Below are 24,935 nucleotides of genomic sequence, written 5' to 3' on the forward strand. Positions count from 1 at the left end.
TGCAGGCTCTCCGCCCTGACAAGAGGTGGGAGTGGGGAATGGGCCGGCTGATACGCCGGGTTCTGTCCCGGTGCGCGAAGCACCATGGACGGCCATCTATCTGGGGACTACGTTGCCGCAGCCCTCTAGCGGTCTACCCGGAAACTCGGCGAGCCGCCTTAACGTTTCCTGTCTGACCTTGCTCCGGACGAGGTTTACCAAGCCGACCAGGTCACCCTGGCCTCTGGTGGTCTCTTACACCACCGTTTCACCCTTACCTCCGGCCGAAGCCGGTGGCGGTCTACTTTCTGTGGCACTGTCTCGCGGGTTGCCCCGGGTGGGTGTTACCCACCGCCCTGCTCTGTGGAGCCCGGACGTTCCTCGCCATCCGATGCCCTGCGGCACCGGATGTCGCGACCGTCTTGCCGACCCATTCCGAGAGTCAAGCCTACAGGGGCGGACGGTGACTCAGATCCCGGACTCCTCCGTGCGCACGAGGATCGCGCCGCAGTCGGGGCAGAACAGCACCTCGTCGGCCGGCGAGGACCGGACGGCGTCCAGGTCGCTGCCGGTCAGGGTCATCGTGCAACCGCTGCAGGTGCGGGCGCGCAGCAGGGCCGCCGCGTTCCCTCGCCCCGACACGAACCGCTTCTCGTAGAGCGCGGCCAGGTCGTCGGTGATGCTGCCGGCGATGGCGGCACGGTCCCGGCGCAACTCGCCGAGCTGACGGTTCAGGTCGGCGAGGTTCAGGTCGCGCGCCTGCTCGGCTTCGGCAACCCGGGCGGCGATCGCATCACGTTCAGCCTCCACCACGGCGACGGCGGCCTCCGCTTCCTCAAGCCGTTCCATGACGGCGATCTCGATCTCCTCGAGCGCCAGGAGTCGTTTGCGGAGTGCGGCGAGCTCGGTCTCCAGCGCCTGCACGTCCTTTACCGAGGAGGTGTGCTTCACCCGGTCGGAATCCCGCGCGATCCGCTTCTCGACCACGTCGACATCCGACTCGATCCGGCGCAGTTCGGTTCGGATGTCCTCCACGGCGCCGCTGCGGGTACCGAGGGTCATTCGCGTCTTGTCTGCGGTGACGGCGAGTTCCTTGAGCTCGGCGTGCTGTGGGAGCGCCTTCGTCTGGTGCTCGACCTGCTGCAGCCTGATGTCGAGGGCCTGAAGCCGGAGAAGCTCCTTCTGTTCTGCTGGAGATGCCTTCACTTGTGTCCTGACCTTCGGGGTATTGGGCTTGCGGTATTGAATTGGAACGGAATGGTGAGTTCTGGGCAGGTTACTGCACGATGACGAAGTCCCACGGATCGGTGCGCAGGTCGCTGACGGTCACGCGAACTCCGGGCAGGGCCGCTCGGAGGGCATCGGCCGCGGTGTCCAGCCACAGCCATTCGCTGGCCCAGTGTGACACGTCCATCAGCGCCGGCGTGTTTCCGTTGAGGCGGGCCTGTTCGCGAGCCTCGGACGCCGGGTGGTGCCGCAGGTCAGCGGTGATGTAGACGTCGCTTCCGACCACGCCCGGTGTCCCGAGGAGCGAGTCCCCGGCACCGCCGCACACGGACACGGATTCCACCATGCTGCCGTAGTCCCCGGACACCCGTACTCCGGAGGCGGTGGCGGGCAGCAGATCTGCGACGCGGCGAGCCAGCCCGCCCAGGGTGGTCGGGTGATCCAGCCGTCCCACCCGTCCGATGCCCGTTCCGGGCGTGGACCCTTCGGTGATCGGCCGGCTGTCGACGAGGCCGAGGCGACGGGCCAGGATGTCCGAAACGCCGTCGGCGACGACGTCCGCGTTGGTGTGCGCGGCGAGCAGAGCACAATCCGCCCGGATCAGACGGCTGAGGAGTGCGCCCTTATACCGGTCGGCGGCAACGGACGTGACGCCGCGGAGGAGCAACGGGTGGTGCACCAGCAGCAGGTCGGCGCCGGTTTCGATGGCCTCGTCGACGGTGATCGCCACGGCGTCGACCGCGAGGTGAATGGCGTCGATGCCGCGCGCGGGGTCACCGCTGGCCAGGCCGGGCGCGTCCCAGCCTTCTGCCCCGGCCAGCGGCCACAATTCGTGGACGGTGCGGGTGACTGCGGCGAGCGAGAATGACACGTCGCCAGCCTACCGTCGGCCGAGGTCAGCCACCTTCCGGCCGAGCCGCTCGATGCGCGGCCGGGCGGGAGGTCCGCGCCTCAACGCGGCGGCCACCAGCGGCGAAGCCCCCGGCGCACCGCGCCCTGGATCACGTTCTCCTCCGGTTCAACCCGTGCACTGGCTCGCGGCGGCGGCACCCCGACCGTCACATCGTCGGCGTCGTCCGGCAGGTCCTCGTCCACGCCGGCCGGGAGCACCGGATGCGAGCCCGTCGCGGGCGGTCCGGCAGCCGAGGTCTCCCCCGGTGCACCGGTGACACCACCGTCGGCGCCCCGGGCAGGGCCGAGCAGCTCAGGACCGGCCGACTCCGGGCTTGCTGAGTCACGGCCGGGAGGTGCAACGGGATCCTGCCCCGTCGAGGCGAACTCGGGCATGGCCGCATTGTATCGAAGAATGCTCAGATTTACTCAGGGAGCTCACCAGCCGAGGAACTCACCAGCCGAGCGTGCCGGGCGCTCCTTTGAACGGACCGACCACCCGGGAGGTGATCCAGCCACCGTAGAAGTCACCGGGTTGCGCCCGCACGACTTCACCGTCCACCGTGCACGAGTCCATCCGGCCCGGGTAGACGGCCACCCGGGCGGCGAGTTCCTCATAGCCGCTCCACGGCGACGGGTAGGTCCAGGCCGCGGCCTCCTCGCGCCGGCCGGGCGCGATCAGGGTCAGGTAGGCAGCCTGGCCCTTGTACTCGCAGATCGACCGCCCGGCGGCGGGCACGAGGCTGCCCGGGCGGAACGCCGTGCGCGGCAGGTAATAGACCGGTGGGTGACTGGTTTCGAGAACCCGCACAGCGTCGGACGTGTCCGCGACGACGGTGCCGCCCAGCAGGACCACGACGCGCTCGGAGCTCCGCTCGATGCGGGGCGGCCGCGGGTAGTCCCAGACCGATTCCTGCCCCGGGCCGGGAACAACCGGCACCATGCGCTGTGGTTTCATGAGGCCAGCGTACCGGGACCGACGGACCGATTCCGGGCACCGGTGCCCGGATCCTGGTGGTGGAGTTCGGCTCCGAAGACGGCGGCCTGGGTGCGCCGCTGCATCCCGAGTTTCCCGAGCAGCCCGGAGACGTAGTTCTTGACCGTCTTCTCCGCGAGGTCGAGGTGTTCGCCGATCTGGCGGTTGGTCAGACCCCGCGAGATGAGCTCGAGGACCTGTCGCTCCCTGGCGGTCAGGGTCGCCGCCGGTTCGGCCCGATCGGTCCCGAGCGCCGTCACCACGTGCGCGGCCACCGCCCGGGTGACCAGGGTCTCACCCAGGGCGACCCGCCGGATGCTCTCGATCAGTCGCTGGCCACGGATGTCCTTGAGCACGTAGCCGGACGCCCCGGCCAGCACTGCGGCGTAGGTCGCCTCGTCGTCGTCGAATGCTGTGAAGATCAGGCATTGCACCGTCGGGTTCTTCGACCTGATCGCACGGCAGACGTCGATCCCGCTGCCGTCGGGCAGGCGCACGTCGAGAACGGCAACGTCGGGCAGCGTCGCGGCGACCCGCGCCACCGCCTGTCTTGCCGTCGCCGCCTCCCCCACGACCTCGAGATCGGATTCCGCGTTGATCAGATCGGCGATGCCTCGGCGCACAACCTCGTGGTCGTCGACCAGGAAGACACGGATCATTGTTCCTTCCCATCTCGTTCGGCGGTCAGTTGCCCGCTCCATCGCAGCAGGCTCCCTCCCGTGTCGATGGCGGACAGGGCCAGCGCGCCCTGCCATTTGCGGGCACGCGCCGCCAGATTGGCCAGGCCGCTCGACCTGTCTGCGCCGAGGGGTCCGACCCCGTCATCACTGATGTCGACCGTGATGGTGTCGCCGGCAACCCCGATGGACACCGTCGACTCGCTGGCCTCGGCGTGCCGGAGCACATTGGTCAGCCCCTCACGGAGGACCGCAACGAGGTCGTCGGCCAGCGCGTCGGGGGTGAGCAGGTCGATCGGGCCGGAGAAGGTGATCCGCGGTGGATTCTCGAAGAGCGGGCTGAGTTCGGCGAGCAGGTCGAGGATCCGGTGCCGGACCGACGGCCGGTCGGGGTGAATCTGGGCCGAGAGGGCGAAGATGGCCGTCCGGATCTCGGAGATGGCGGCATCGAGCGCCGTGACCTGCTCGAGGATCCGATTCCTGAGGTCAGGCTCGACGGCCGTGCCCGCAATGGCCTGCAGCCCCAGCCCGGCGGCGAACAGCCTTTGGATCACCTGGTCGTGCAGGTCCCGGGCTATCCGACCCCGGTCCTCGAGCACGGCCAGCCGCTGCCGCACCGCCCGGCCTCTGGCCAGTTCGAGTGCGACACCGGCCTGCGCGACGAAGTCGGTGGCCATCTCCAGCTCGCTGGGCGAGAAGCCGGGTCGCCCCGCCCGGCGTGACGCCGTCAGCACTCCGTCGGGCCGGCCGTTCGTCCGCAAGGGAATCACCATTGCCGGTCCGATCAGGATCGCCTCATCCGGACGCCCGGCCGCGCCGGAGCTCAGGAAGGGCTGTCCGCTTTCCAGCGACCGACCGCACACCGCAGCGGATGCCGGGAAGACGAGACCGCGGACCTGTTCGGCGAGAACGCCTCGTGCGGTGTCGACCAGGAGTGTCTCGGGGCCTCCGGGCACGACGACGCAGACGAGGTCGGCATCCGCGATCGCCGCCAGCCGATCGGCGAGCAGCGCTCGCGGGTCGTCGGCCCGTTCCGCCAAGAGCGCCGCGCTGATCTCGGCGGTGCCGGCCGACCACCGCTGGTGCCGCTGGGTCTCCTCGAACAGGCGGGCGTTCTCGATCGCGATCCCGGCGGTGGCGGCAAGTGCGCTGAGCAGCTCCTCGTCCTCACCGCTGAAGGCGCCCGCCGCCGGTTCGGTGAGATACAGGTTGCCGAAGACCGTTCCGCGAACCCGCACCGGAACACCCAGGAAACTGTCCATCGGCGGATGTCCCTCCGGGAAGCCGACCGACCGGTCGTCGTCGCCGATCCTGGCGAGACGGATCGGCTGCGGGTCATCGATCAGAGCCCCGAGCAGACCCCGGCCGACCGGCAGGTGACCGATCCGTTCGGCCAGGCCATCCGGCATGCCGACGTGGATGAACTGCTCGAGCCCGCCGTTGGACGCGATCACGCCGAGGGCACCGTAGCGCGCCCCCACGAGTTCGACCGCGACGTCGACGATGCGGCGCAATACGGCGGAGAGGTCCAGCTGCTCGACCACGGACTGGCTGGCCTGGAGAAGGCTGCGCAGGCGCACCTCCGGCTCGGTGGCCGCGGCCGGGTGGGGAAGCCGGTCGGTGACGGTGCTGAGGATGCGTTCAGGGGGCATGGCCGTGGTCCGCCTCTCGGTCTCTTGCACGGATTCTACTCGCGCGGGACGTTCGGCCCTTTCCCCACCCGGTTCACCCTGCGAACCTTGGTGAGATCGAAGATATGGTGCGGTTTTCCAGGATGAAACGGAGTCCGGTCATGGTCGAAAGAGTGGTCGTTGCCATCGACGGGGGCCCGGCCAGCACGGCCGCCCTCGACTGGGCTCTCGAACGGGCAAAGAGCCAGGCCCTGAACCTCGAACTGACGACTGTCGTCGAACTGGGTTGGGCCCCGGCGGGCGGACCCGACGACGACTTCCGACCGGTCTACGAACGGGCCCTCGCCGACGCGACCCGGCGGGTCGAGCATGAGGCCCCGCACATCAAGAAGACGAGTTACGTGCGACGCGGCGTGCCGGCCGACGAACTGGTCAGGGCCTCGGAATCCGCTGACCTGCTGGTCATCGGCACGAACAAGACGGGAGTCCTGGCCGGCGCCGTCTATGGGACCCTGCCCTTGCGCCTCGCCGCACACTCGCGCTGCCCCGTGGTCGTCGTGCCCGCCGCCTGGACGCCGAAGGCGGGGAACATCATCGCCGGACTGGAAGATGATGCCACCGCCGAGGGAGCGCTCGCCTTCGCGGCCGGCGAGGCGGTGCGCCGGGGAAAGGTCCTCGACGTCGTCCACGCCTGGTCGATACCGGCCACCATCGCGGTCGAATATGGGGCGGTCATCCCGTTCGACGAGCTCCGGGAGGCTCACGCCGCCATCCTCGCCGAGGCCGCCGGGCGCGTGCGCGCCGCCCACCCCAGGCTCGAGGTCAGAGAGATTCTCGAACAGGGTCCCGCGGCCATGGTCCTCGTCGACGCGTCCGGGGAGGCCGAACTGGTCGTCGTCGGCACGCACGGCCGTGGCGCGGTCGGCAGTCTGTTCCTCGGCTCGGTCAGCCACGACGTGCTGCTCAACCTCAAGTGCCCCGTGGCGGTGATCCCGCGACCTGAACGGCTGCCGGACCCGGTGGAGCCGTGACCACCTGCTATGTGGGCGCTGACGGATCCGGCCCGAGTCGCGCAGCAATCCGCTGGGCACTGTCCCGAGCGGTCGGAGAGAGCAGCCCGGTCGTCCTCATCCACGTCGTTGACGATGAATGGGGCCTGCTCGGCGCGGGCTATGCCGCCGAGGCCGAGCGACGGGCCCGGGACCTGTTGGACGTCGAACTGGCCGAGGCAGGGCGCCGGTATCCGGGAGCGGACGTGGGTGCCAGGATCGTGCACGGCAGCCCGGCGTGGACCCTGGCCGGCCTGCCGTCCGCCGACGATCTCCTGGTTGTCGGTACCCACAAGACCGGTTTTCTGCACGGGCGCGTGCTCGGGTCACGGAGTGTCCAAGTGGCTGCGGCCGCCCCCTGCTCGGTTGCGGTCGTGCCCGACACGACCTTCGACACGAGGCGGGGTGTCGTCGTCGGCGTCGACCGCTTCGACGGATCCGCAGCTGCCGTCGTCCGAGGGGCGCGCGAGGCCGCCCGTCTGGGCCAGGAGTTGCTGTTGGTTCATGCCCCACCGGTGAGTCATGTGCTCCCGTCCAGTGACCTGCCGGAAAGCACGGGTTCGGCCCAACGGCTCCTCGCTGACGCCGCCGACCGCGCCGCACAGGCCGCCCCGCTCATCACGGTGCGACGCCGGCTGGTGCACCGGGAACCCGCGGAGGCTCTCCTCGACGCCGGGAACGGCGCCTCGCTCCTGGTCCTCGGAGTCGCCCACCCCCACGCGGTGACCCAGTCGGTCGTCGGTTCGGTCACCCACGACGTGCTGATGAACATCACGGTGCCGGTGCTCGTCGCCCGAGCCTGACGCGACCGGTGCGTTCAGGTCGATTCGTCCTCAGCCGGTGCGGCCTCGCTCGATTCTGACCCGCTCGATTCCGACCCGCTGAGCGCGGGCCTGATCACCGCCACCGGGCAGGGCATCGTGAGGACGATCACCTGACTGACCGAGCCGAGCCAGAAACGCTGCAGGCCGTGCCTTCCGTGGCTGCCGACGACCAGCAGCCTGGCACCGGACGCGACCCGGGCCAACGTTTCTGAGGGCAGTCCGAGGTCGAGGCGGAGGTCGAGGTCGAGGTCCGGATACTGAGTGGCCAGCCCGGCGACGGCCTCGGCCAGCACGAGGCGGTCGGAGTCGTCCGGCTCCATCGGCCAATCGATCACCGCGGTCTCCGCCGTCCACGGTGTCGGCGCGCTCCAGCAATACACGGCGGTCAACGGCTCATCGTGTCGGTCGGCCTCCTCGGCGGCGAACCGCACGGCCGCCAATGACGCGTCGGACCCGTCCACCCCCACTACGACGCCGCGACCCGGAGACTCCCTGCGGTCCGGGACCACCACCACCGATCCGGGCGCGCGCGCGGCGATCTGGGCGGCGCGAGTGCTGAACACATAGTCGCGGAACCGGCCGAGGGCGTGAGAGCCGACAACGAGGAGTTCCGCGCCCGCGGCCCTCTTCGCCAGCACCGAGTTCGGGGACCCGACGAGCACTGTGGAGTGGATGTCGAGGTGTGGTTCCAGGCGGACCGCTTCGGCCAGTTCCCTGGCGAGTTCCGTCTCCGCCTGTGCCCGGGCAATACCACGGAAGCCGGCCGGGATGTCTCCCCAGGTTTCGTCGACCACATGCACGAGATCCACGTCAAACCGGCGTGGCGCAGCGTACTCGAGGGCCCATCGCATGGCACCCTCGTCCGTCGGCCGTCCGCTCAGCCCAACCACAATCCGCTTGTTCATCCTGCACTCCTCCGCTGCCCGGCGACGCCACCATCGTCGCCGCCCAGGTCAGGGACGGATAGGGGCCAAGGTCCCGGCGACGAAACGGGCTCGTTCGGGGGCGAGGAAGACGATCAGTAGTCGAACTCGTCGAACTGAGGAGAGTCGAGACCGTCGCCCGTCCAGCCGACCAGCGCCACATCCGCGCCGGCGAGCGCTCGGCGGCGCAGGTCATGGGACGTCCCTGACTCGATCAGTTCGCGGAGGATCGGCTCGCTCGTCACACTCACCAGCTGGCTGGACGCCCCGATCAGGAACTGGGCCCGGCCCGGCAAGCCCGAATCGGTAAGCACGGGGATGTCGACCACGTCGACCTGGCTCCGGCCGCTGAGCGACTCGGCGTATTCCATCACAGCGTCAGCAAGATCGCTGCCCGTGACGACTGACCCCCCCGGGTGAAAAATACGTTTCATGGCCGACCCTCCGAAGCTCACCGAATAGGGGTGCTACCGGGGTCTGGGGCGCATTGTCAGTATAATTCGATCCGGGCCGGCAAGCGAGTGTTCCCGGGGCGTTTCCGGAGCAATACAGGGGACCGGTCACCTCGCCCCGGCCACCCGGGAATCGGGCACCCGCGCGGCTCAGAAGGACAGCGTGCGATTGACGACGCTTTCAGCCACTTCAACGAGCGGCAGCCCGTTGCTCCGGGCGTAGGACCTCAGCACGTCGAAGGCTTCCTCCATGTCCGAGTTGCGGGTGTACGCCACAACCCCCTTGGCCTGTTCGATCAGCACCCGGCTGTTCAGCGCATGTTGCAACTGCGCCCGCGCAACGCCGCTCTCGCGCAGGGCCCGCTCCTGCAGGATGCCGATCGTGGCCGTGTCGGCCAGGGCCTGGACGGTCAGGAGGTCGTCGGGTCCCAGGCCGCCGAGGCGGTCCCAGAAGAGGTTCAGGGAGCCGATGGTGGTCTGACGCAGCCGGAGAGGAACGGAATGCATCGATTTGAAACCCAATTCGAGCGCCCCGGCGCGGAATCTGGGCCATTTGGGTGCGACGACGTCGAGGTCGGGGATCGCAACGGGCTTGCCCGTCGTATAGCACTCCACGCACGGTCCGTTCCCGGCCCGAAGCTGGAGGATTTCGACCAGTCGGCTGCGTTCATTGGTCGAGGCGACAACCTCGAGTTCGTCGTCTTCGCCGGCGGAGAGGATGATGCCAACGGCGGACGCCTCGAACAAGAGGGCGCACTTGTCGACGAGCATGTGCAGCAGGTCGACGATGTCGTAGCCGACGACGAGCGTGTCCGCCAAAGTGACGAAGGTCTCAACCAGCTGACCTTCACGTGTCTTGGTCACTATGAACCCATTCTTAAAGGACGCCGCACTAGGAGCCGTCGTATTCTGCCGGAAAAGTGATCTTCCGCGCCACTACATCAGTTGCAACGTCACGCACCGTCCGTCCGTGAGAAAAAGCATAGCCGCGAAGAACGAGCAGTGCATCCGCCGCCGGGAGATCGAGTTGCGCCAACAGCATCCCGGTTGCCTGGTGCACCACGCGCCGCGAATACCCCGCTTCATCGATCACGTCGGGCACTTCCGGACGAGCCAGCAACGCTCGCCGGAGGACCTGGCGTGCGGCCAGGGCCACCAGCACGGTCGCGTCGTCGATCTGCGCCGTGGACAGGCCACCGGGCCGGGTGGAGTAGAGGTCGACCGCGCCGATGTTGAGCGATCCGATGAACATCGGGAAGGCGAAGAGGCTGCCGACATCCGTTGTCTCGATGGCCCGGGCGAAGATCGGCCAGGAGCCCGACGTGTGCCGGATGTCGGCGCTGAGTACCGGTCGCCGCGTCGTCAGGGCCTCCCAGCACGGGCCCTCGCCGAGGTCGAACTGGAACTCGTCGATCTGAGCGGCCCGGTCGTCGCTCGCACACACGGTTTCGGTCCCGAAAGGAGCGCCGAGGGTCGAGATGGCAGCGCCCGTGATCGGGAGGGCACGGAGGAACGGGCGGCAGAGATCGGAGTTCCCCTCCGCTGCCTCGGAAAGTTCCAGGGCGGCCGCGGCAAAGGCTCGACGCTCAGTGGACGGCATCAATACCCTGCCCTGGCGTCGACGTGCCGACGCGTATGGAGGTTACAGGCGTGTCGGTTCCAGGCTGGGAGCCAGGGAAACATGGGCCGTCACGACCTCTCAGCTCGTCGAAGGAGCGATTCGCTTCCGTACTGGCTGGGCGCGACGAGAACCGCCGCACTGCTGACATCGTATCGCGGCACGCAGCGGGAGTGACCACGACGCCGCCGGGGGTGTGACCGTGTGCGCGATTCATTGGTGCGAACGGGGCAGAGGTTCGGCGTCCAGGGGTGGGCCCTACCGGGCTCGAACCGATGACATCCACGGTGTAAACGTGGCGCTCTACCAACTGAGCTAAAGGCCCCTGCACTGCGACCCTGACGGGTCGTTGACCACTATACAGATTCCCCGCACCGATGCCGCGTGCCGGCTCCAGGACGGGCCGTACCGGGGGGCTTCACGCGGGCTGCAGTTCCTCGATCGCCGCCCAATACGCCCCCAGGGAACGGGCCTCGCCCGGGGCGGTGATGAAGCTCGCCCGGATGATGCCCTGTCGATCGATGAGGAACGTGGCCCGGTTGGCGAATCCCTTGTCCTCGAGGAACACGCCGTATTCCTTGGCGACAGCACCGTGCGGCCAGAAATCGGCGAGGAGGTTGAACGTGTACTTCTCCTGCTCGCCCCAGGCTCGCAGGGTGTGCTTGGAGTCGACGGAGATGCCGATCACTTCCACCGAGCTGTCAGCGAAGAGCCCGATGTTGTCCCGCAGTTCGCACAGCTCCCCGCTGCAGATTCCGGAGAAGGCCAGCGGGAAGAAGACCAGCGCCACCGACTTCTCTCCCCGGAACTGGCTGAGCTGGATGCGCTGCCCGAACTGGTTGACCAGTTCGAAGTCCGGCGCCTGCGTGTCGTTTTCCAAAGCCATGGAGCGCTTCCTTTCCCTCGCCCACCGGTGAAGTGGAGCGCAGCGACACAGCCTAGCCCCGCTGGTTGTGGGAACCAAGAATGCCTCCGTCCACCCCGCGAAGAGCCCGCAGAGCGACGTGCGCGGACCTCAGCCGGAATCTGTAGGCTTGCGAAGTGCCATTGGTCCGACCCGACCGCAATCCGGCACGCCTAATTCGGCAGAACAGAACAACGGTCTGCCCAGGACAGAGAGGTCGATTGTGACTGTCAACGACCAGGACCCGTACTCGGTGAACAGCACGGATGCGGACCCGCAGGAGACCGCGGAGTGGTCTGAATCGCTGGATTCGCTCGTCGCCGCGCAGGGACACCAGCGCGGCCGGGAAATCATGCTGAGCCTGCTCAAGCGGTCCAAGGAACTGCACCTGGGCGTCCCCATGGTTCCGACAACCGACTACATCAACACGATCGCCGCCGGGAACGAACCGGACTTCCCCGGCGACGAGGACATCGAGCGCCGCTATCGTGCCTGGATCCGCTGGAACGCCGCGGTCCTCGTCCACCGCGCCCAGCGCCCCGGCATCTCTGTCGGCGGCCACATTTCCACCTACGCGTCCTCCGCCGCCCTGTACGAGGTCGGTTTCAACCACTTCTTCCGCGGCCAGGACCACCCGGGCGGCGGCGACCAGATCTTTATCCAGGGCCACGCCTCCCCCGGCACCTACGCCAGGGCATTCCTCGAGGGCCGCCTCTCCCACGACCAGCTCGACGGCTTCCGTCAGGAGAAGTCCCACGGCCCGAACGGCATCTCCTCTTACCCGCACCCTCGCCTGATGCCCGAATTCTGGCAGTTCCCGACCGTGTCGATGGGCCTCGGACCGATCAACGCGATCTACCAGGCGCAGACCAACCGGTACCTGACCAACCGCGGCATCAAGGACGCCAGCGACCAGCAGGTCTGGGCGTTCCTCGGCGACGGCGAGATGGACGAGGTCGAAAGCCGCGGCCAGCTCCAGGTTGCCGCGAACGAGGGTCTCGACAACCTCAATTTCATCATCAACTGCAACCTGCAGCGCCTCGACGGACCCGTGCGTGGCAACGGCAAGATCATCCAGGAACTGGAGAGCTTCTTCCGCGGCGCCGGCTGGAATGTCATCAAGGTGGTCTGGGGCCGCGAGTGGGACGATCTGCTCACGCGCGACGTCGACGGCGCCCTGCTGAACCTGATGAACGTCACCCCCGACGGCGACTACCAGACGTACAAGGCCGAGAGCGGTGCGTATGTCCGTGAGCACTTCTTCGGTCGCGACCCGCGCGCGCTCAAGCTCGTCGAGGGATACACCGACGACGAACTCTGGAACCTCAAGCGCGGCGGCCACGACTACCGCAAGGTGTACGCGGCGTTCAAGGCGGCATCCGAGCACAAGGGCCAGCCGACCGTCATCCTGGCGAAGACCGTCAAGGGCTACGCGCTCGGCCCGAGCTTCGAAGGCCGCAACGCGACCCACCAGATGAAGAAGTTCACCCTCGACAACCTGAAGACCTTCCGCGACAGCACCCACATCCCGATCACGGATGCCCAGCTCGAGGAGAACCCGTACCTTCCGCCGTACTACCGGCCGGACGACAACGACGAGGCGATCCAGTACCTGCACGAACGCCGCCGCGCGCTCGGCGGCTACCTGCCGGAACGACGCAGCAAGTACACCCAGATCAACCTTCCCGGCGACGCCACCTACGCGCCGACGAAGAAGGGATCCGGCACGCAGGAGATCGCGACCACGATGGCCTTCGTCCGGCTGCTCAAGGAGCTCCTCCGTGCGAAGGACTTCGGCAACCGGATCGTCCCGATCATCCCCGACGAGGCCCGCACCTTCGGCATCGACGCCTTCTTCCCGAACGCGAAGATCTACAACCCGAACGGCCAGCAGTACACCTCGGTCGACCACGCCCAGTTGCTCGCCTACAAGGAGAGCCCGCAGGGCCAGATCCTGCACGTGGGCATCAACGAGGCGGGCGCCATGGCAGCCTTCACCAACGTGGGTACCTCCTACGCCACCCAGGGTGAGCCTCTGATCCCGATCTACGTGTTCTACTCGATGTTCGGCTTCCAGCGCACGGGCGATGCCATGTGGGCGGCGGGTGACCAGATGGCCCGAGGGTTCATGATCGGTGCGACCGCCGGCCGCACCACCCTCACCGGCGAAGGTCTCCAGCACGCCGACGGCCACTCTCCCCTGCTGGCCTCGACGAACCCCGCGGTCGTCTCCTACGACCCGGCCTACGGCTACGAGATCGGCCACATCGTGCGGTCCGGCCTCGAGCGCATGTACGGCGGGCAGCACCCTGACCCGAACGTCATGTACTACGTCACGGTGTACAACGAGCCGGCCGTGCAGCCGGCCGAGCCGGAAGAGGTGGACGTGGACGGCATCGTCCGCGGCATCCACCGCATCAACCACTCGCCGATCACCGGGCCCAAGGCCCAACTCCTCGCCTCCGGTGTGGCAGTGCCGTGGGCACTCGAGGCGCAGGCGCTGCTCGCCGCCGACTGGGGCGTGTCGGCCGACGTCTGGTCGGTGACGTCCTGGGCGGAACTCCGCCGAGACGGCATCGCCGCGGAGGAACACAACTTCCTCTACCCCGATGAGACGCCGCGGACCCCGTACGTCACGGAGAAGCTCGCCGGCGCCGCCGGACCGTTCGTCGCCGTGACCGACTTCATGCACGCCGTACCCGACCAGATCCGCCAGTTCGTGCCCGGCGACTTCGCAACGCTCGGTGCGGACGGGTTCGGATTCTCCGACACCCGGCCGGCCGCGAGGCGCTTCTTCAAGATCGACGGACCGTCCATGGTCGTTCGCACCCTCGAGCTGCTCTCCCGCCGCGGAGAGGTGGACCGCAGCCTGGTCGGCCAGGCGATCGCGAAGTACCGTCTGTACGACGTGACCGCGGGCACCACTGGCTCGGCCGGGGGCGAGAGCTAAGCCCCCGTGGCACCCGCTCCGAAGACGAAGGAACAGACGCTCAGCTGGTTGCGCACGATTTCCGGCGAGCTGTCCACGGCGACCCTGAAACGGCTCGAGGACACGCTGCCCTGGTACGGCGACATGCCGCCGGGGCGGCGGTCCGCGGTCGGACTGGTCGCCCAGGCCGGCATCACGTCGTTCATCTCCTGGTTCGACGACCCGCGGTCCACGCCGTGGATCGCGGCGGATGTCTTCGGCGCGGCCCCACGGGAACTCCTCCGTTCGATCAGCCTGCAGCAGACGCTGCAGCTGATCCGTGTCACCGTCGAGGTGGTCGAGGAACGGGTGAAGGAGGGCAGCGAACTCCTCCGGGAGGCCATCCTGCTCTACTCCCGGGAGATCGCCTTCGGCGCCGCGGATGTCTACGCCAGGGCCGCGGAGGCGCGCGGCCTCTGGGACGTGCGCCTCGAGGCCCTCGTCGTCGACTCGATCCTCAGCGGCGAGTACGACGACGAACTGCCCAGCCGCATCGCCGCGCTCGGCTGGCACGGTCACGGCGAGGTGTGCGTACTCGTCGGCACGACGCCGAAAATGCTCGACGTGGACCAGCTGCGGCGTTCGGCCCGGCACATGGCCGCGGACGTGCTGATCGGGGTGCAGGGCAACCGGCTGGTCCTGGTCATCGGCCGGGCCCACCCGAAACCGACCGAAGCCGAGGAAGCCATCGGCACGGCATCCGCCCTGAGCTTCATGGAGATCGCCGTTCAGCTGGAACCGAGCTTCGGCGCCGGGCACCTGGTGCTCGGCCACGAGGTTCCCAACCTCGTCGACGCGTCGAAGAGCGCCAAGGCAGCGCTGGCCGGGTTCGCCGTCGCCCGCTCCTGGCGGAACGCCCCGCGCCCCGTGCAGGCCGACGACCTCCTGCCCGAACGAGCCCTGGCCGGCGACCCGCTCGCCCGGGCGACGCTTATCCACCGCATCTACCGCCCGCTCCAGGCGCACTCCACCGAACTGCTGACCACCCTCTGGTGCTACCTCGACAACGGCCGGTCACTCGAGGCCACGGCCCGCGAACTCTTCGTGCATCCCAACACCGTGCGCTACCGGCTCAAACGGGTGTCCGAGGTGATCGGCTACGACGCCACCGGGGCCCGGGAGGCCCTCATCCTCCAGGCGGCCCTGATCATCGGGTCGATCAGCGACCACGACGGTTCCACCCGACGCCGGTGAAGACGCGTCCGATCCGGTGACTATCGACAAACGTTTCGCGAATACTTGGTGGGCACTCGACACCCGTCCAGGAAATGAGCTTGGGAGACTGGTCACATGATTGTTGTCGTCTGCCCCGGCCAGGGCTCGCAAACCCCCGGATTCCTCGAGCCGTGGCTCCGCGACGCAGGCTTCGCCGCCGGTCTGGAAGAGATCTCGGACGCCTGCGGCATCGACCTCGTCCGGCACGGCACGATCAGCGACGCCGACACGATCCGCGACACGAAGATCGCGCAACCACTGATCGTCGCGGCGGGACTGCTCACCCTCGACGCCCTGCTCGCCGGCGGACGCCGAGGCAAGATCGCCGGTATCGCCGGTCACTCCGTCGGTGAGATCACGGCCGCCGCCGGCGCCGGCATCCTGAGCCCCGCCGAGGCGGTCGGCTTCGTGCGCGACCGTGGCAGCGCCATGGCCCGGGCGGCGGCCATCGAGCCGTCGGGCATGAGCGCCGTGATCGGGGCCGACGAGACGGAGCTGCTGGCCCGTCTCGACCAACTCGGTCTCGAACCGGCGAATTTCAACGGAGGCGGCCAGATCGTCGTGGCCGGTTCTCCCGACGCCCTCGCGGCCCTCGCCGATTCCCCTCCGGCCAGGGCCCGGGTCATCCCGCTCCAGGTTGCGGGGGCCTTCCACACCCGGTACATGCAGCCCGCGGTCGAGCAACTCGCCCAGGTTGCAGCCGGGCTGACCCCCCACGACCCCACTCTGCCGATCTGGTCGAACCGGGACGGAAGCCTCGTCTCCAGCGGTGCCCGGTTCGTCGAGCTGCTGGTGGCCCAGGTCTCTTCGCCGGTACGGTGGGACCTGTGCATGGCGTCCTTTGCCGCTGCGGGAGTGACCGGAATCATCGAGGTCGCACCGGCGGGAGCCCTCGTCGGCCTTGCCAAGCGTGCGCTCAAGGGCGTGCCCAGCGTCGCGATCAAGACGCCGGACGATGTGTCCGCAGCGTTCGACCTGATCGACCAGCAGAACCAAGCCTGACCGAAAGAGATTATGACCAAGCCAACACTCCAGCAGTCGCACGGTCCCCAGTACACCCGCATTCTCTCCGTCGGCGCCGCCCGCGGCGACGTGTCGGTACCCAACGCTGACCTCATTGGGCCGATCGATTCCTCTGACGAGTGGATCCAGCAGCGCACCGGGATCATCAGCCGCACCCGGGCCAGCCAGGACATCCAGGCCGTCGACCTGGCCACGGATGCCGCCCGCGAGGCCATCGAGAAGTCGGGCATCGACCCGAAGCTGATCGACGCCGTCATCGTGGCGACCATCAGCAACGGCCGCCAGACGCCGTCGATGGCCGCCGTCCTGGCCGACCGGGTCGGCGCGAACCCGGCCGCCGCCTACGATGTGAACGCCGCGTGCGCCGGTTACACCTACGCGATCGCCCAGGCCGACGCCCTGATCCGCACCGGCGTGGCGCACTACGCCCTCGTCGTCGGCGCGGAGAAGCTGTCGGATCTGGTCGACCCGACCGACCGCAGCATCTCGTTCCTGCTCGGCGACGGCGCCGGCGCCGTCGTCATCGGCCCGAGTGACTACCCGGGGATCTCCAGCACGGTCTGGGGTTCGGACGGGTCGAAAGCCGACGCCATCACTATGAACAGCACCCTGCAGGAGTACCGCAGGGGCGAGACCGAGTGGCCGACCCTCCGCCAGGAGGGCCAGACCGTCTTCCGCTGGGCCGTGTGGGACATGGCCAAGGTCGCCAAGAAGGCCCTCGAGGCCGCCGGAATCGAGAGCGACCAGCTCGCAGCGTTCATCCCGCACCAGGCCAACATGCGCATCATCGACGAATTCGCCAAGCAGCTGAAGCTCCCGGCGTCCGTCGTGATCGCCCGGGACGTGGCCACCACCGGCAACACCTCCTCGGCGTCGATCCCGCTGGCCACCCACCGGCTGCTCCAGGAGCACCCGGAACTGAGCGGCGGCCTCGCCCTCCAGATCGGCTTCGGAGCCGGCCTGGTCTTCGGCGCGCAGGTCGTCGTCCTCCCGTAGATCCCCCGCAAGACCTCTAAACTGAATCTCGGTCACACGAGAGACACCCCCAAGGAGAAAAAAATGGCATTGTCCACCGAAGAAGTTCTTGCCGGCCTGGCCGAGCTCATTAATGACGAGACGGGCATCGCTGCCGACACGGTCGAGCTGGGGAAGTCGTTCACCGACGACCTGGACATCGACTCGATCTCGATGATGACCATCGTCGTCAACGCGGAAGAAAAGTTCGACGTGAAGATCCCGGACGAAGAGGTCAAAAACCTCAAGACCGTCGGCGACGCCGTCGACTTCATCGTCAAGGCACAGGACTAACCCACCAAGGAACAGGCCGGCCGGCAGTTGCCGTCCGGCCTGATCTGTGGGTCAGGCCCACCGTTTCCACGCTCATAGAGAGTCTCGTCATGACCAAAAAGATCGTTATCACCGGCATCGGTGCGACCTCCCCGCTCGGCGGCACGGCCGCCGAAAGCTGGGCGGCCCTGCTCAACGGCGAATCCGGCGCCAGCACGCTGGACCATGAATGGGTGGAGCGCACCCAGCTTCCGGTCACGTTCGCGGCCCAGGCGAAAGTGCCGTCCAGCGAGGTGCTCGCCCGCCACGAGACCAAACGCCTCGACCCCTCCAGCCAGTTCGCCCTGATCGCCGGGCGCGAGGCCTGGGCGGATGCCGGCTCCCCCGAGGCAGACCCCGAACGACTTGCCGTCGACTGGGCCACCGGAATCGGCGGAGTCTGGACCCTCCTCGACGCCTGGGACACCCTGCGCGAGCGCGGCCCCCGCCGCGTCCTCCCGATGACCGTCCCCATGCTCATGCCGAACGGCCCCGGAGCGGCGATCGGCATGGACCTGCACGCCCGCGCCGGCATCGCCACTGTCGTGTCCGCGTGCGCCTCGAGCACTGAATCGCTCGTCAATGCCTACAACCGGCTTCAGGCCGGGCTCGCCGACATCGTCATCGCCGGCGGGTCCGAGGCCGCGATCCACCCGTTGCCGATTGCGTCCTTCGCCGCCATGCAGGCGCTGTCCAAGCGCAACGACGACCCGGCGACCGCGTCCCGCCCCTACGACATCACCCGGGACGGTTTCGTGCTCGGCGAGGGCGCCGCCGCGCTCGTCGTCGAGACAGAGGAGCACGCCAAGGCGCGTGGGGCACGCATCTATGCCGAGCTCGTCGGCGGCGCCATCACCAGCGACGCGTACCACATCACCGCGCCCGACCCCGAGGGCTCGGCGGCCGCCCGCGCCATGATCGCGGCGATCCACAATGCCGGGGCCTCCCTGGCGGATGTCTCGCACATCAACGCGCACGCCACGAGCACCCCGGTCGGCGACATCGCCGAATACAACGCACTGCGCCGCGTCTTCGGCGACCTGCTCGAGGGCATCCCCGTCTCGGCGACCAAGGCGTCCACCGGTCACCTGCTCGGCGGCGCCGGCGCCATCGAAGCGCTGTTCACCGTGCTCGCCCTCTCCGACCGCATCGCACCGCCGACCATCAACCTGGCCAACCAGGACCCGAACATCCCCCTCGACGTGGTCACCACGCCGCGGGCGCTGCCGGCCGGGGATCTCCTGGCCATCAGCAACTCGTTCGGATTCGGCGGCCACAACGCCGTCGTCGGGTTCCGCTCGGTGTAGCCGCCGGCACCAGGACACAGAATGACCCCGGCCGGGTTCCGGCCGGGGTCATTTCTTTGAGATCCCTCGTATTTCGCTCACGCGCCACCGGGAAGAGTCAACCGGTCAACGCGCCATGCGCCATCCTCGGGGAGTCGATGCCGTTCAGCCGACCTTGTGCAGCCAGACGACGGAGTTGAAGTCACTGGCGTGGCGGAACGGTTCCAGTTCGTCGTCCCAGGCCTGCCCGAGCGCCAGACGGAGTTCCCGGTGCAGTTCGAGGGCGTTCGCCCCGGCGCGTTCCATGGCGCTGCGCACCCGGTCTTCCGGGATCACCACATTGCCGGCGGTATCCGTCTGGGTGAAGAAGATGCCCAGGTCGGGTGTGTGCAGCCAGCGCCCGCCATCGGTGCCGAGTCCGGCATCCTCGGTCACCTCGAACCGGAGGTGTTCCCAGCCGCGCAAGGCCGAGGCTAGGGTCGCGCCGGTTCCCTGGGCGCCTTCCCAGTAGAACTCGGCCCGCTGGGCACCCTTGAGCACCGGCTGGTCGGACCAGTCGAAGTTCACCGCCTCGCCGAGCGCGCGCCCGACCGCCCACTCGACGTGGGGGCTCAGCGCCCGTGGCGATGAGTGCACAAAAAGTACTCCTCGCGCAGACGGTGCCTGGCGAGCCTGTGTTGCCGTTGTTGCCGCCATCGTTTCTTCTCCGTTCGGTGAGATGCGTCTTCCCCAACGACCTCTGAACGAAACACTGCTGATTGAAACGATGCGCACTACAGCGAAGCTGTGAACTTGTACGGCCTGCGGCCGCTAGCGCAATTATGCCTCAGCAGACCGTGAAATCACAAGGATCTGCGCGGCGTTGCCTGATCGCCTTGGGCATACTCGGTATGGTTATCGAGGAATCTATCGGAGGCCCTGTGTCCGTTCGCACCACCCTGCTGGCGATCCTCACCATCGGACCGGCCTACGGGTTCCAATTGCACGGCGAACTGGAGTCGCGAACCGCTGGTCGCCGCGCGGTGAACGTCGGCCAGATCTACGGCACCCTCGAACGGCTGGTCAAGCAGGGGGCCGTCGAGTCGGGAGGGGCCACGACCGACGGCCTGCCGCTGTATCGCATCACGGCCGAGGGCCGGGCGGAGGCGATGGAGTGGCTGATGTCGGTCGAGAGCACGCGCGGCGAGGAATGGAACGATCTCGTCGACCGGGTGCTGCTCGCCTCCTCGCTCCCCCACATCGACTCCCTGGCCCTGATCGGGCGCTACCGCGAGCATTGGCTCGCCATTGCCGAGCCCTCCGGGAACCGGACGTCCCCGGTCGGACAGGAGCTGCTGGAGGCCGGTGCGCGCACCGCCCTCGCCTCCGCCGCGGTCGCCTGGCTGGACTCCGCCGGACGGTCGCTGCTGGATCCGCGCGCCGCCACATTCCAGCGCGGTCTGAGCGACGTGAGGCCGCGCCGCGGCCGGCGCCCCGTGCCCGTCGCCTGAGGTGCTCCATGCCGGCTGCCGGCTGCCGGCTTTGTCCGGTCGCCGGCCTATTTCGCCTGGTCGTAGCTGTCGACGGTGGCGACGGTGAGCAGGAAATCGACCGGGAAATCACCGAACAAGTGCCGCCCGGCCGTGGCCGCCGCCCGGGTCACGATCTGCGCGACCTCCTCCACCAGACCCGCGGGGGTGTGCACGATGACCTCGTCATGCAGGAAGAAGACCAGGTGAGGGGCGTCGGAGAAGACCGGGGAGGCTCCCGGAACGGTACCCTCCGGTGCGGGCAGCAGGCGGAGTTCCCGGCGGATCTCGGCCATCCAGCAGAGCGCCCACTCCGCAGCGCTGCCTTGCACGATGAAGTTGCGGGTGAACCGGCCCCAGTCCCTCGCCTGGCTGCGTGCCCGGCGTTCGTCGGCATCCGTCGCCCCGGGGTGGTAGGCCTGCGCCTGCGTTGCCTGCCAGTTCTCGCCCGGACGGGGTGAGGAACGGCCCAGCCTCGTCGTCACCGCCTCACCGCGTTCGCCGGCCCGCGCCGCGGTCTCGGTCAGGGCGAGAGCGCGAGGGTAGGCCCTGGCCAGGCGGGGCAGCAGGCGCCCGCTCTCCCCCGTGGTCGCGCCGTACATCGCGCCGAGCATGGCCACCTTGGCGTGGTCGCGGGTCTCGACGACTCCGCTGGCGACGATCCCGGCGTAGAGGTCGGTGCCCCGGCCCGCCGTCGCCATGGCGGTGTCGGCCGACAGCGCGGCCAGGATGCGCGGTTCCAGTTGCGCGGCATCCGCCACGACGAGTTTCCAGCCGTCGTCGGCGATGACGGCTCCGCGCACCTGTTTGGGCAGCTGCAACGCTCCGCCGCCGCGGGTCGCCCAGCGACCCGTCACCACCCCGCCGGGAACGTACTCCGGGTGGAACCGGCCGTTGACGATCCAGGTGTCCATCCAGAACCAGCCGTTGGCGCTGAGAAGCCGGGCGAGCTTCTTGTATTCGAGCAGCGGCGCGATGGCCGGGTGCTCGAGCTTCTGCAGCTCCCAGGCGCGGGTGGAACTCATCGACAGGCCTACCCGCTGGAGGGCGCGCAGCAGGTCCTGCTGGGAATCCGGGTTGACCTGGGGGTCGCCGAGTTCGGTTCGGATACGGCGGGCGAGGCTCTCGAGCTTGTCCGGCCGCAGGCCGGGAGCCACGCGCGGGCCGAGCTCTCGGGTGAGGAGCCGGTCGTGCACGTCGGTGCGCCAGGGCAGCCCCGCGAACTGCATCTCGGCCGCGATCAGGGCACCGGCCGATTCGGCGGCAAGGAGGAGGCGCAGGCGACCGGGCTCCGCGCAACCGGCCACCGCGGCGAGCTGCAGCCGGAACTCGGCCTGCGCGTCGGTCTCCGATGAGGCCTCGGCAGCCCCATCGTCGGCGAAGCCGAGGTCGAACAGGGTCGAGCCTGGTGACGGTTCGTCCGGCAGAACGACGGGCCCGTTGTCCCAGCGGCTCGGGGCCGCCGTGGCGAGGTCGCTCGTCGCCGTCAGAGACGACTGCCGCAGGATGGCGTGGCAGAGGCGCAGGTCGTGGCCGCGTTGCACCCGCACCCCCGCGGCGAGGAGCAACGGGTAGAGGCGCGACGTGTCCTCCCAGACCCAGCGAGGCGAACCTTCTTCGGCGGCCATGACCTCGCGCAGGAACTCGGCGAAAGAGAGCCGGCGCGCGGGCGCGATCTCGAGCCCCGTGGAGTCGAGGGGAACGACGAGGAACTCCCCATTGCCGGTCCGGCCGGCCAGTAGGTACACGTTCCATTCTGCCCGGTGCCGCCGACGGCGATGTTCGTCCGTGCCTCAGTATGTCCGCTGACGGCGTCAGGCCCCGGCCCAGAACTCGCGCAGGAGCTCGACGGTCTCCTCATCGGAGAGCTGGTGGAAATCCTTGTAGAACGGGCCGATCGCCCAGAAGTCCTCGGGTGCTTCCAGGACGACGACCCGGTCCGCGGCCTCCCCCAGCTCGGCGATGACCCGGGCCGGTGCGACGGGGACCGCGACGACCGCCAGGGCGGCCCCTTGGCTCCGAAGCTCCGCCAGCGCCTTCCGGACCGTGGCGCCGGTCGCGATGCCGTCGTCGACGACCAGCGCGACCCGGCCCGTCGCGGGCACCGGCGGCCGGGCGCCGCGGTAGCGGATGCGGCGGCGCTCCAGTTCGGCCGACTCGCGGCCGGCCGCCTGGCCGGCTCCGGAACGACCCACGAACAGGAGGTCGAGGGGGGCGTGCAGCCGTTCGGCGATCCTGGTGGCGACCGGAACACCTCCCCTGGGCAGGGCGTAGACCACCGGGTCGCGGAGGTCCAGCGCGGCCAGCCGATCGGCCAGTCTCCGGCCGGCATCGCTCCTGTCCTCGAACATCGCTCTCCCGCTCGGTTTCCCCCACGCAACGCAGTTGCAAGCCCTGCGTCGTCGATCCTGCCGGGCGCGGGGCCGTTTGTCGATGCCGGAGGGCCGCCCCGCGGGGTTCGTCCCTGAGCGGGAACCGTTAGGTTCACGGCCAGGGGCGCATGGGAATCGTTAGGACTACGGTGCGTGGGTCATTGCCGGTGTCTACTCGTGCTGTACCACTCGTATCCGGCCCCGTCCAGGGGCACGGTTCGCTCCGGATGGAGATTTCTTGTGTTGGACCTCGTCTACCTGCTCGGCGTGATCGCCGTGTTCGCCCTGCTCTGGGTCGTCGCCCGGGGGGTGGAGCGGCTGTGATCGTCTTCGACGTCATCGCAGCGATTCTTGCCGTCGCCGCCGTCGGCTACCTGGTCTTCGCCCTCGTGAAGCCGGAGCGATTCTGATGCCGGGGTGGCTGGCCGTCCTGCAGGCGCTGACCCTGGCCCTCCTCCTCGCGGTGGCGCACCGTCCCCTCGGCGACTATCTGGCGAGGCTCTACCTGTCGCAGAAAGACCTCCGCGTCGAACGCGGCTTCTACCGGCTGATCGGGGTGGATCCTCGATCCACTCAAACCTGGCAGTCCTACCTGCGCAGCGTCCTCGCGCTCTCCCTGGTCGGGGTGCTGGCGCTCTACGCCCTGCAGCGCGCCCAGGCGATCCTGCCCTACTCCCTCGGCCTGCCTGCCGTCCCGGCGGGACTGTCGTTCAACACCGCAGCGTCGTTCGTGACCAACACGAACTGGCAGTCCTACTCCCCTGAGGTCACGCTCGGCTACAGCATCCAGATCCTGGGACTGGCCGTGCAGAACTTCGTCTCCGCCGCGGTGGGCATCGCGGTCGCGATCGCCCTGGTCCGCGGCTTCGCTGCGCACCGGACCGGCACAATCGGGAATTTCTGGGTCGACCTGACCCGCTGCATCCTGCGGCTGCTGCTGCCGCTGTCGATCGTGGCGGCCATCGTGCTCATGTTCGGCGGGGTCATCCAGAACTTCAACGGCTTCACCGACCTGACCACGCTCAGCGGAGCAACCCAGACGATTCCGGGCGGGCCGGTCGCTTCGCAGGAGGCGATCAAGGAACTCGGCACGAACGGGGGCGGCTTCTTCAACGCGAATTCGTCCCACCCGTTCGAGAACCCGTCGGCCTGGACGAGTCTGTTCCAGGTGTTCCTGATGCTGGTCATCCCGTTCAGCCTGCCGCGGACCTTCGGCGCCATCGTCGGCGACCGGAGGCAGGGATACGCGATCCTTGCCACCATGGCCACGATCTTCGCCGTCTCACTGACCCTGCTGACGGTGTTCGAGTTGTCGGGATCCGGCACGGCCCCGCAAGCGGCCGGCGGCGCGATGGAGGGCAAGGAGACCCGCTTCGGGATCGCCGGCTCCGCGCTCTACGCCACCGCGAGCACGCTCACCTCGACCGGGGCCGTGAACTCGATGCACGACTCGTTCACCGCCCTGGGCGGGATGATGCCGATGCTGAACATGATGCTGGGCGAGGTGGCCCCTGGCGGCGTGGGAAGCGGACTCTACGGCATGCTCATCCTCGCGGTGATCACGGTGTTCATCGCGGGGCTCCTCGTCGGCCGCACGCCGGAGTACCTCGGCAAGAAGATCGGCCCGCGCGAGATCAAACTCGCGAGCCTCTACATCCTGGTCACCCCGGTTCTCGTGCTGGCCGGGACGGCGCTGAGCTTCGCCATCCCCGCCGTGAGGGCGGACGTCGAGGCAACCTCGATCGCGAACCCGGGCCTGCACGGCCTGTCCGAGGTTCTCTACGCTTTCACGTCCGCGTCCAACAACAACGGCTCCGCGTTCGCGGGCCTCACCGCAGACACCCCGTGGTTCAACGTCGCGCTCGGCGTGGCGATGCTGCTCGGCCGTTTCGTCCCGATCGTCTTCGTCCTCGCCCTGGCCGGGGCGCTGGCCGGCCAGGCACCGGTCCCGGAGACCAGCGGCACCCTGCCCACCAACAGGCCCCAGTTCGTCGGTCTGCTGATCGGAGTCACGATCATCATCACCGCCCTGACCTATTTTCCCGTACTCGCGCTGGGTCCCCTGGCGGAAGGGCTGCAGTGAACA

26 protein-coding genes, 1 tRNA gene and 1 other RNA gene are annotated in these 24,935 nt (G+C 68.6%); 12 read left to right on the forward strand and 16 right to left on the reverse strand.

Annotation, left to right across the window (positions count from 1 at the left end):
- Positions 1 to 35 precede the first annotated feature (35 nt).
- The 7 genes from rnpB to IWX89_RS13805 all read right to left on the reverse strand — a co-directional run bounded on the left by rnpB (position 36) and on the right by IWX89_RS13805 (position 5,402).
- Positions 36 to 412, reverse strand: an RNA gene (gene rnpB / locus IWX89_RS13775) — RNase P RNA component class A.
- A gap of 35 nt (positions 413 to 447) precedes the next feature.
- Positions 448 to 1,185: a zinc ribbon domain-containing protein gene (locus tag IWX89_RS13780; protein WP_196904124.1), complete on the reverse strand. Its 738-nt coding sequence runs from the start codon at positions 1,183 to 1,185 to the stop codon at positions 448 to 450.
- 70 nt (positions 1,186 to 1,255) lie between these two features.
- On the reverse strand, positions 1,256 to 2,077 hold the full coding sequence (locus IWX89_RS13785) for a Nif3-like dinuclear metal center hexameric protein (protein WP_196904125.1): 822 nt from the start codon (positions 2,075 to 2,077) through the stop codon (positions 1,256 to 1,258).
- 80 nt (positions 2,078 to 2,157) lie between these two features.
- Entirely contained in the window at positions 2,158 to 2,493 is a 336-nt protein-coding gene (locus IWX89_RS13790) for a hypothetical protein (RefSeq protein ID WP_196904126.1), read from the reverse strand.
- Positions 2,494 to 2,551: 58 nt separating this feature from the next.
- Complete coding sequence (locus tag IWX89_RS13795) at positions 2,552 to 3,055, reverse strand: DUF427 domain-containing protein (protein WP_196904127.1); 504 nt, start codon at positions 3,053 to 3,055, stop codon at positions 2,552 to 2,554.
- Entirely contained in the window at positions 3,052 to 3,732 is a 681-nt protein-coding gene (locus IWX89_RS13800; RefSeq protein WP_196904128.1) for a response regulator transcription factor, read from the reverse strand. Before IWX89_RS13800 ends, IWX89_RS13795 begins: the two co-directional genes overlap by 4 nt.
- Positions 3,729 to 5,402, reverse strand: a complete 1,674-nt coding sequence (locus IWX89_RS13805) for a GAF domain-containing protein (protein ID WP_196904129.1) — start codon at positions 5,400 to 5,402, stop codon at positions 3,729 to 3,731. The genes IWX89_RS13800 and IWX89_RS13805 overlap by 4 nt, the downstream gene beginning before the upstream one ends.
- A 140-nt stretch (positions 5,403 to 5,542) precedes the next feature.
- On the opposite strand from IWX89_RS13805, the gene IWX89_RS13810 reads away from it, so the two are divergent.
- Together IWX89_RS13810 and IWX89_RS13815 are read left to right on the forward strand one after the other, a co-directional pair.
- Positions 5,543 to 6,412 carry a universal stress protein gene (locus tag IWX89_RS13810; RefSeq protein ID WP_196904130.1) on the forward strand — a complete coding sequence of 290 codons (870 nt, stop codon included), beginning with the start codon at positions 5,543 to 5,545 and terminating at the stop codon, positions 6,410 to 6,412.
- Positions 6,409 to 7,233 carry a universal stress protein gene (locus IWX89_RS13815; protein ID WP_196904131.1) on the forward strand — a complete coding sequence of 275 codons (825 nt, stop codon included), beginning with the start codon at positions 6,409 to 6,411 and terminating at the stop codon, positions 7,231 to 7,233. The genes IWX89_RS13810 and IWX89_RS13815 overlap by 4 nt, the downstream gene beginning before the upstream one ends.
- Positions 7,234 to 7,247: 14 nt before the next feature.
- On the opposite strand, the gene IWX89_RS13820 is transcribed toward IWX89_RS13815, so the two are convergent.
- From IWX89_RS13820 to IWX89_RS13845, 6 genes are all read right to left on the reverse strand, one after another.
- Positions 7,248 to 8,159, reverse strand: a complete 912-nt coding sequence (locus tag IWX89_RS13820) for a universal stress protein (protein WP_196904132.1) — start codon at positions 8,157 to 8,159, stop codon at positions 7,248 to 7,250.
- A gap of 113 nt (positions 8,160 to 8,272) precedes the next feature.
- Positions 8,273 to 8,611, reverse strand: a complete 339-nt coding sequence (locus IWX89_RS13825) for a hypothetical protein (protein ID WP_196904133.1) — start codon at positions 8,609 to 8,611, stop codon at positions 8,273 to 8,275.
- A gap of 168 nt (positions 8,612 to 8,779) precedes the next feature.
- The gene (locus IWX89_RS13830; protein WP_307836565.1) at positions 8,780 to 9,493 is read right to left on the reverse strand and encodes a GAF and ANTAR domain-containing protein; all 714 of its coding nucleotides are present in this window, start codon (positions 9,491 to 9,493) and stop codon (positions 8,780 to 8,782) included.
- Positions 9,494 to 9,521: 28 nt separating this feature from the next.
- Positions 9,522 to 10,229: a GAF and ANTAR domain-containing protein gene (locus tag IWX89_RS13835; protein ID WP_196904134.1), complete on the reverse strand. Its 708-nt coding sequence runs from the start codon at positions 10,227 to 10,229 to the stop codon at positions 9,522 to 9,524.
- 270 nt (positions 10,230 to 10,499) lie between these two features.
- Positions 10,500 to 10,572, reverse strand: a tRNA-Val gene (locus IWX89_RS13840).
- A gap of 93 nt (positions 10,573 to 10,665) precedes the next feature.
- Positions 10,666 to 11,133 (reverse strand): peroxiredoxin, encoded by a 468-nt coding sequence (locus IWX89_RS13845; protein WP_196904135.1) that lies wholly within the window; start codon positions 11,131 to 11,133, stop codon positions 10,666 to 10,668.
- A 241-nt stretch (positions 11,134 to 11,374) separates the two neighbouring features.
- On the opposite strand from IWX89_RS13845, the gene aceE reads away from it, so the two are divergent.
- The 6 genes from aceE to IWX89_RS13875 all read left to right on the forward strand — a co-directional run bounded on the left by aceE (position 11,375) and on the right by IWX89_RS13875 (position 18,990).
- Positions 11,375 to 14,101, forward strand: a complete 2,727-nt coding sequence (gene aceE, locus IWX89_RS13850; protein ID WP_196904136.1) for a pyruvate dehydrogenase (acetyl-transferring), homodimeric type — start codon at positions 11,375 to 11,377, stop codon at positions 14,099 to 14,101.
- A 6-nt stretch (positions 14,102 to 14,107) separates the two neighbouring features.
- A complete protein-coding gene (locus IWX89_RS13855) occupies positions 14,108 to 15,313 on the forward strand; it encodes a helix-turn-helix domain-containing protein (RefSeq protein WP_307836566.1) in 1,206 nt (401 codons plus the stop codon).
- Between the two features lie 96 nt (positions 15,314 to 15,409).
- A complete protein-coding gene (locus IWX89_RS13860; protein ID WP_196904137.1) occupies positions 15,410 to 16,336 on the forward strand; it encodes an ACP S-malonyltransferase in 927 nt (308 codons plus the stop codon).
- A gap of 12 nt (positions 16,337 to 16,348) precedes the next feature.
- Positions 16,349 to 17,353 carry a beta-ketoacyl-ACP synthase III gene (locus tag IWX89_RS13865; RefSeq protein WP_196904138.1) on the forward strand — a complete coding sequence of 335 codons (1,005 nt, stop codon included), beginning with the start codon at positions 16,349 to 16,351 and terminating at the stop codon, positions 17,351 to 17,353.
- Positions 17,354 to 17,416: 63 nt separating this feature from the next.
- A complete protein-coding gene (locus IWX89_RS13870) occupies positions 17,417 to 17,665 on the forward strand; it encodes an acyl carrier protein (protein WP_134506361.1) in 249 nt (82 codons plus the stop codon).
- An 89-nt stretch (positions 17,666 to 17,754) separates the two neighbouring features.
- Positions 17,755 to 18,990, forward strand: coding sequence for a beta-ketoacyl synthase (locus IWX89_RS13875; protein ID WP_196904139.1), 1,236 nt, complete (start codon positions 17,755 to 17,757; stop codon positions 18,988 to 18,990).
- A gap of 144 nt (positions 18,991 to 19,134) precedes the next feature.
- On the opposite strand, the gene IWX89_RS13880 is transcribed toward IWX89_RS13875, so the two are convergent.
- Entirely contained in the window at positions 19,135 to 19,665 is a 531-nt protein-coding gene (locus tag IWX89_RS13880) for a DUF3145 domain-containing protein (protein WP_196904140.1), read from the reverse strand.
- Positions 19,666 to 19,889: 224 nt separating this feature from the next.
- Between IWX89_RS13880 and IWX89_RS13885 the strand changes: the two genes are divergently transcribed.
- Positions 19,890 to 20,459 carry a PadR family transcriptional regulator gene (locus IWX89_RS13885; protein WP_196904141.1) on the forward strand — a complete coding sequence of 190 codons (570 nt, stop codon included), beginning with the start codon at positions 19,890 to 19,892 and terminating at the stop codon, positions 20,457 to 20,459.
- Between the two features lie 47 nt (positions 20,460 to 20,506).
- Here the strand turns inward: IWX89_RS13885 and IWX89_RS13890 are convergent, their stop codons facing one another.
- The gene (locus IWX89_RS13890) at positions 20,507 to 22,225 is read right to left on the reverse strand and encodes a bifunctional 3'-5' exonuclease/DNA polymerase (protein WP_196904142.1); all 1,719 of its coding nucleotides are present in this window, start codon (positions 22,223 to 22,225) and stop codon (positions 20,507 to 20,509) included.
- A gap of 66 nt (positions 22,226 to 22,291) precedes the next feature.
- Positions 22,292 to 22,828, reverse strand: coding sequence for a phosphoribosyltransferase (locus tag IWX89_RS13895; protein ID WP_196904143.1), 537 nt, complete (start codon positions 22,826 to 22,828; stop codon positions 22,292 to 22,294).
- A gap of 198 nt (positions 22,829 to 23,026) precedes the next feature.
- On the opposite strand from IWX89_RS13895, the gene IWX89_RS13900 reads away from it, so the two are divergent.
- From IWX89_RS13900 to kdpA, 3 genes are read left to right on the forward strand one after another with little or no spacing between them, the layout of a single operon-like run.
- Positions 23,027 to 23,173: a hypothetical protein gene (locus IWX89_RS13900; RefSeq protein ID WP_196904144.1), complete on the forward strand. Its 147-nt coding sequence runs from the start codon at positions 23,027 to 23,029 to the stop codon at positions 23,171 to 23,173.
- Positions 23,170 to 23,259 (forward strand): K(+)-transporting ATPase subunit F, encoded by a 90-nt coding sequence (kdpF, locus tag IWX89_RS13905; protein WP_196904145.1) that lies wholly within the window; start codon positions 23,170 to 23,172, stop codon positions 23,257 to 23,259. Before IWX89_RS13900 ends, kdpF begins: the two co-directional genes overlap by 4 nt.
- Entirely contained in the window at positions 23,259 to 24,932 is a 1,674-nt protein-coding gene (gene kdpA / locus IWX89_RS13910) for a potassium-transporting ATPase subunit KdpA (protein ID WP_196904146.1), read from the forward strand. The genes kdpF and kdpA overlap by 1 nt, the downstream gene beginning before the upstream one ends.
- The last annotated feature ends 3 nt before the right edge of the window (positions 24,933 to 24,935 follow it).

This window comes from Cryobacterium sp. MP_M3, assembly GCF_015752155.1.
GTDB lineage: Bacteria > Actinomycetota > Actinomycetes > Actinomycetales > Microbacteriaceae > Cryobacterium.

Bases quoted from the DNA above. Each gene is read 5' to 3' on its own strand.
- IWX89_RS13805 (WP_196904129.1), bottom strand. From the start codon at position 5,402: ATGCCCCCTGAACGCATCCTCAGCACCGTCACCGACCGGCTTCCCCAC.
- IWX89_RS13845 (WP_196904135.1), bottom strand. From the start codon at position 11,133: ATGGCTTTGGAAAACGACACGCAGGCGCCGGACTTCGAACTGGTCAAC.
- IWX89_RS13865 (WP_196904138.1), top strand. From the start codon at position 16,349: ATGACCAAGCCAACACTCCAGCAGTCGCACGGTCCCCAGTACACCCGC.
- IWX89_RS13895 (WP_196904143.1), bottom strand. From the start codon at position 22,828: ATGTTCGAGGACAGGAGCGATGCCGGCCGGAGACTGGCCGATCGGCTG.
- IWX89_RS13870 (WP_134506361.1), top strand. From the start codon at position 17,417: ATGGCATTGTCCACCGAAGAAGTTCTTGCCGGCCTGGCCGAGCTCATT.
- IWX89_RS13880 (WP_196904140.1), bottom strand. From the start codon at position 19,665: ATGGCGGCAACAACGGCAACACAGGCTCGCCAGGCACCGTCTGCGCGA.
- IWX89_RS13800 (WP_196904128.1), bottom strand. From the start codon at position 3,732: ATGATCCGTGTCTTCCTGGTCGACGACCACGAGGTTGTGCGCCGAGGC.
- IWX89_RS13835 (WP_196904134.1), bottom strand. From the start codon at position 10,229: ATGCCGTCCACTGAGCGTCGAGCCTTTGCCGCGGCCGCCCTGGAACTT.
- IWX89_RS13810 (WP_196904130.1), top strand. From the start codon at position 5,543: ATGGTCGAAAGAGTGGTCGTTGCCATCGACGGGGGCCCGGCCAGCACG.
- kdpA (WP_196904146.1), top strand. From the start codon at position 23,259: ATGCCGGGGTGGCTGGCCGTCCTGCAGGCGCTGACCCTGGCCCTCCTC.
- IWX89_RS13795 (WP_196904127.1), bottom strand. From the start codon at position 3,055: ATGAAACCACAGCGCATGGTGCCGGTTGTTCCCGGCCCGGGGCAGGAA.
- IWX89_RS13790 (WP_196904126.1), bottom strand. From the start codon at position 2,493: ATGCCCGAGTTCGCCTCGACGGGGCAGGATCCCGTTGCACCTCCCGGC.
- IWX89_RS13875 (WP_196904139.1), top strand. From the start codon at position 17,755: ATGACCAAAAAGATCGTTATCACCGGCATCGGTGCGACCTCCCCGCTC.
- IWX89_RS13860 (WP_196904137.1), top strand. From the start codon at position 15,410: ATGATTGTTGTCGTCTGCCCCGGCCAGGGCTCGCAAACCCCCGGATTC.
- IWX89_RS13825 (WP_196904133.1), bottom strand. From the start codon at position 8,611: ATGAAACGTATTTTTCACCCGGGGGGGTCAGTCGTCACGGGCAGCGAT.
- IWX89_RS13820 (WP_196904132.1), bottom strand. From the start codon at position 8,159: ATGAACAAGCGGATTGTGGTTGGGCTGAGCGGACGGCCGACGGACGAG.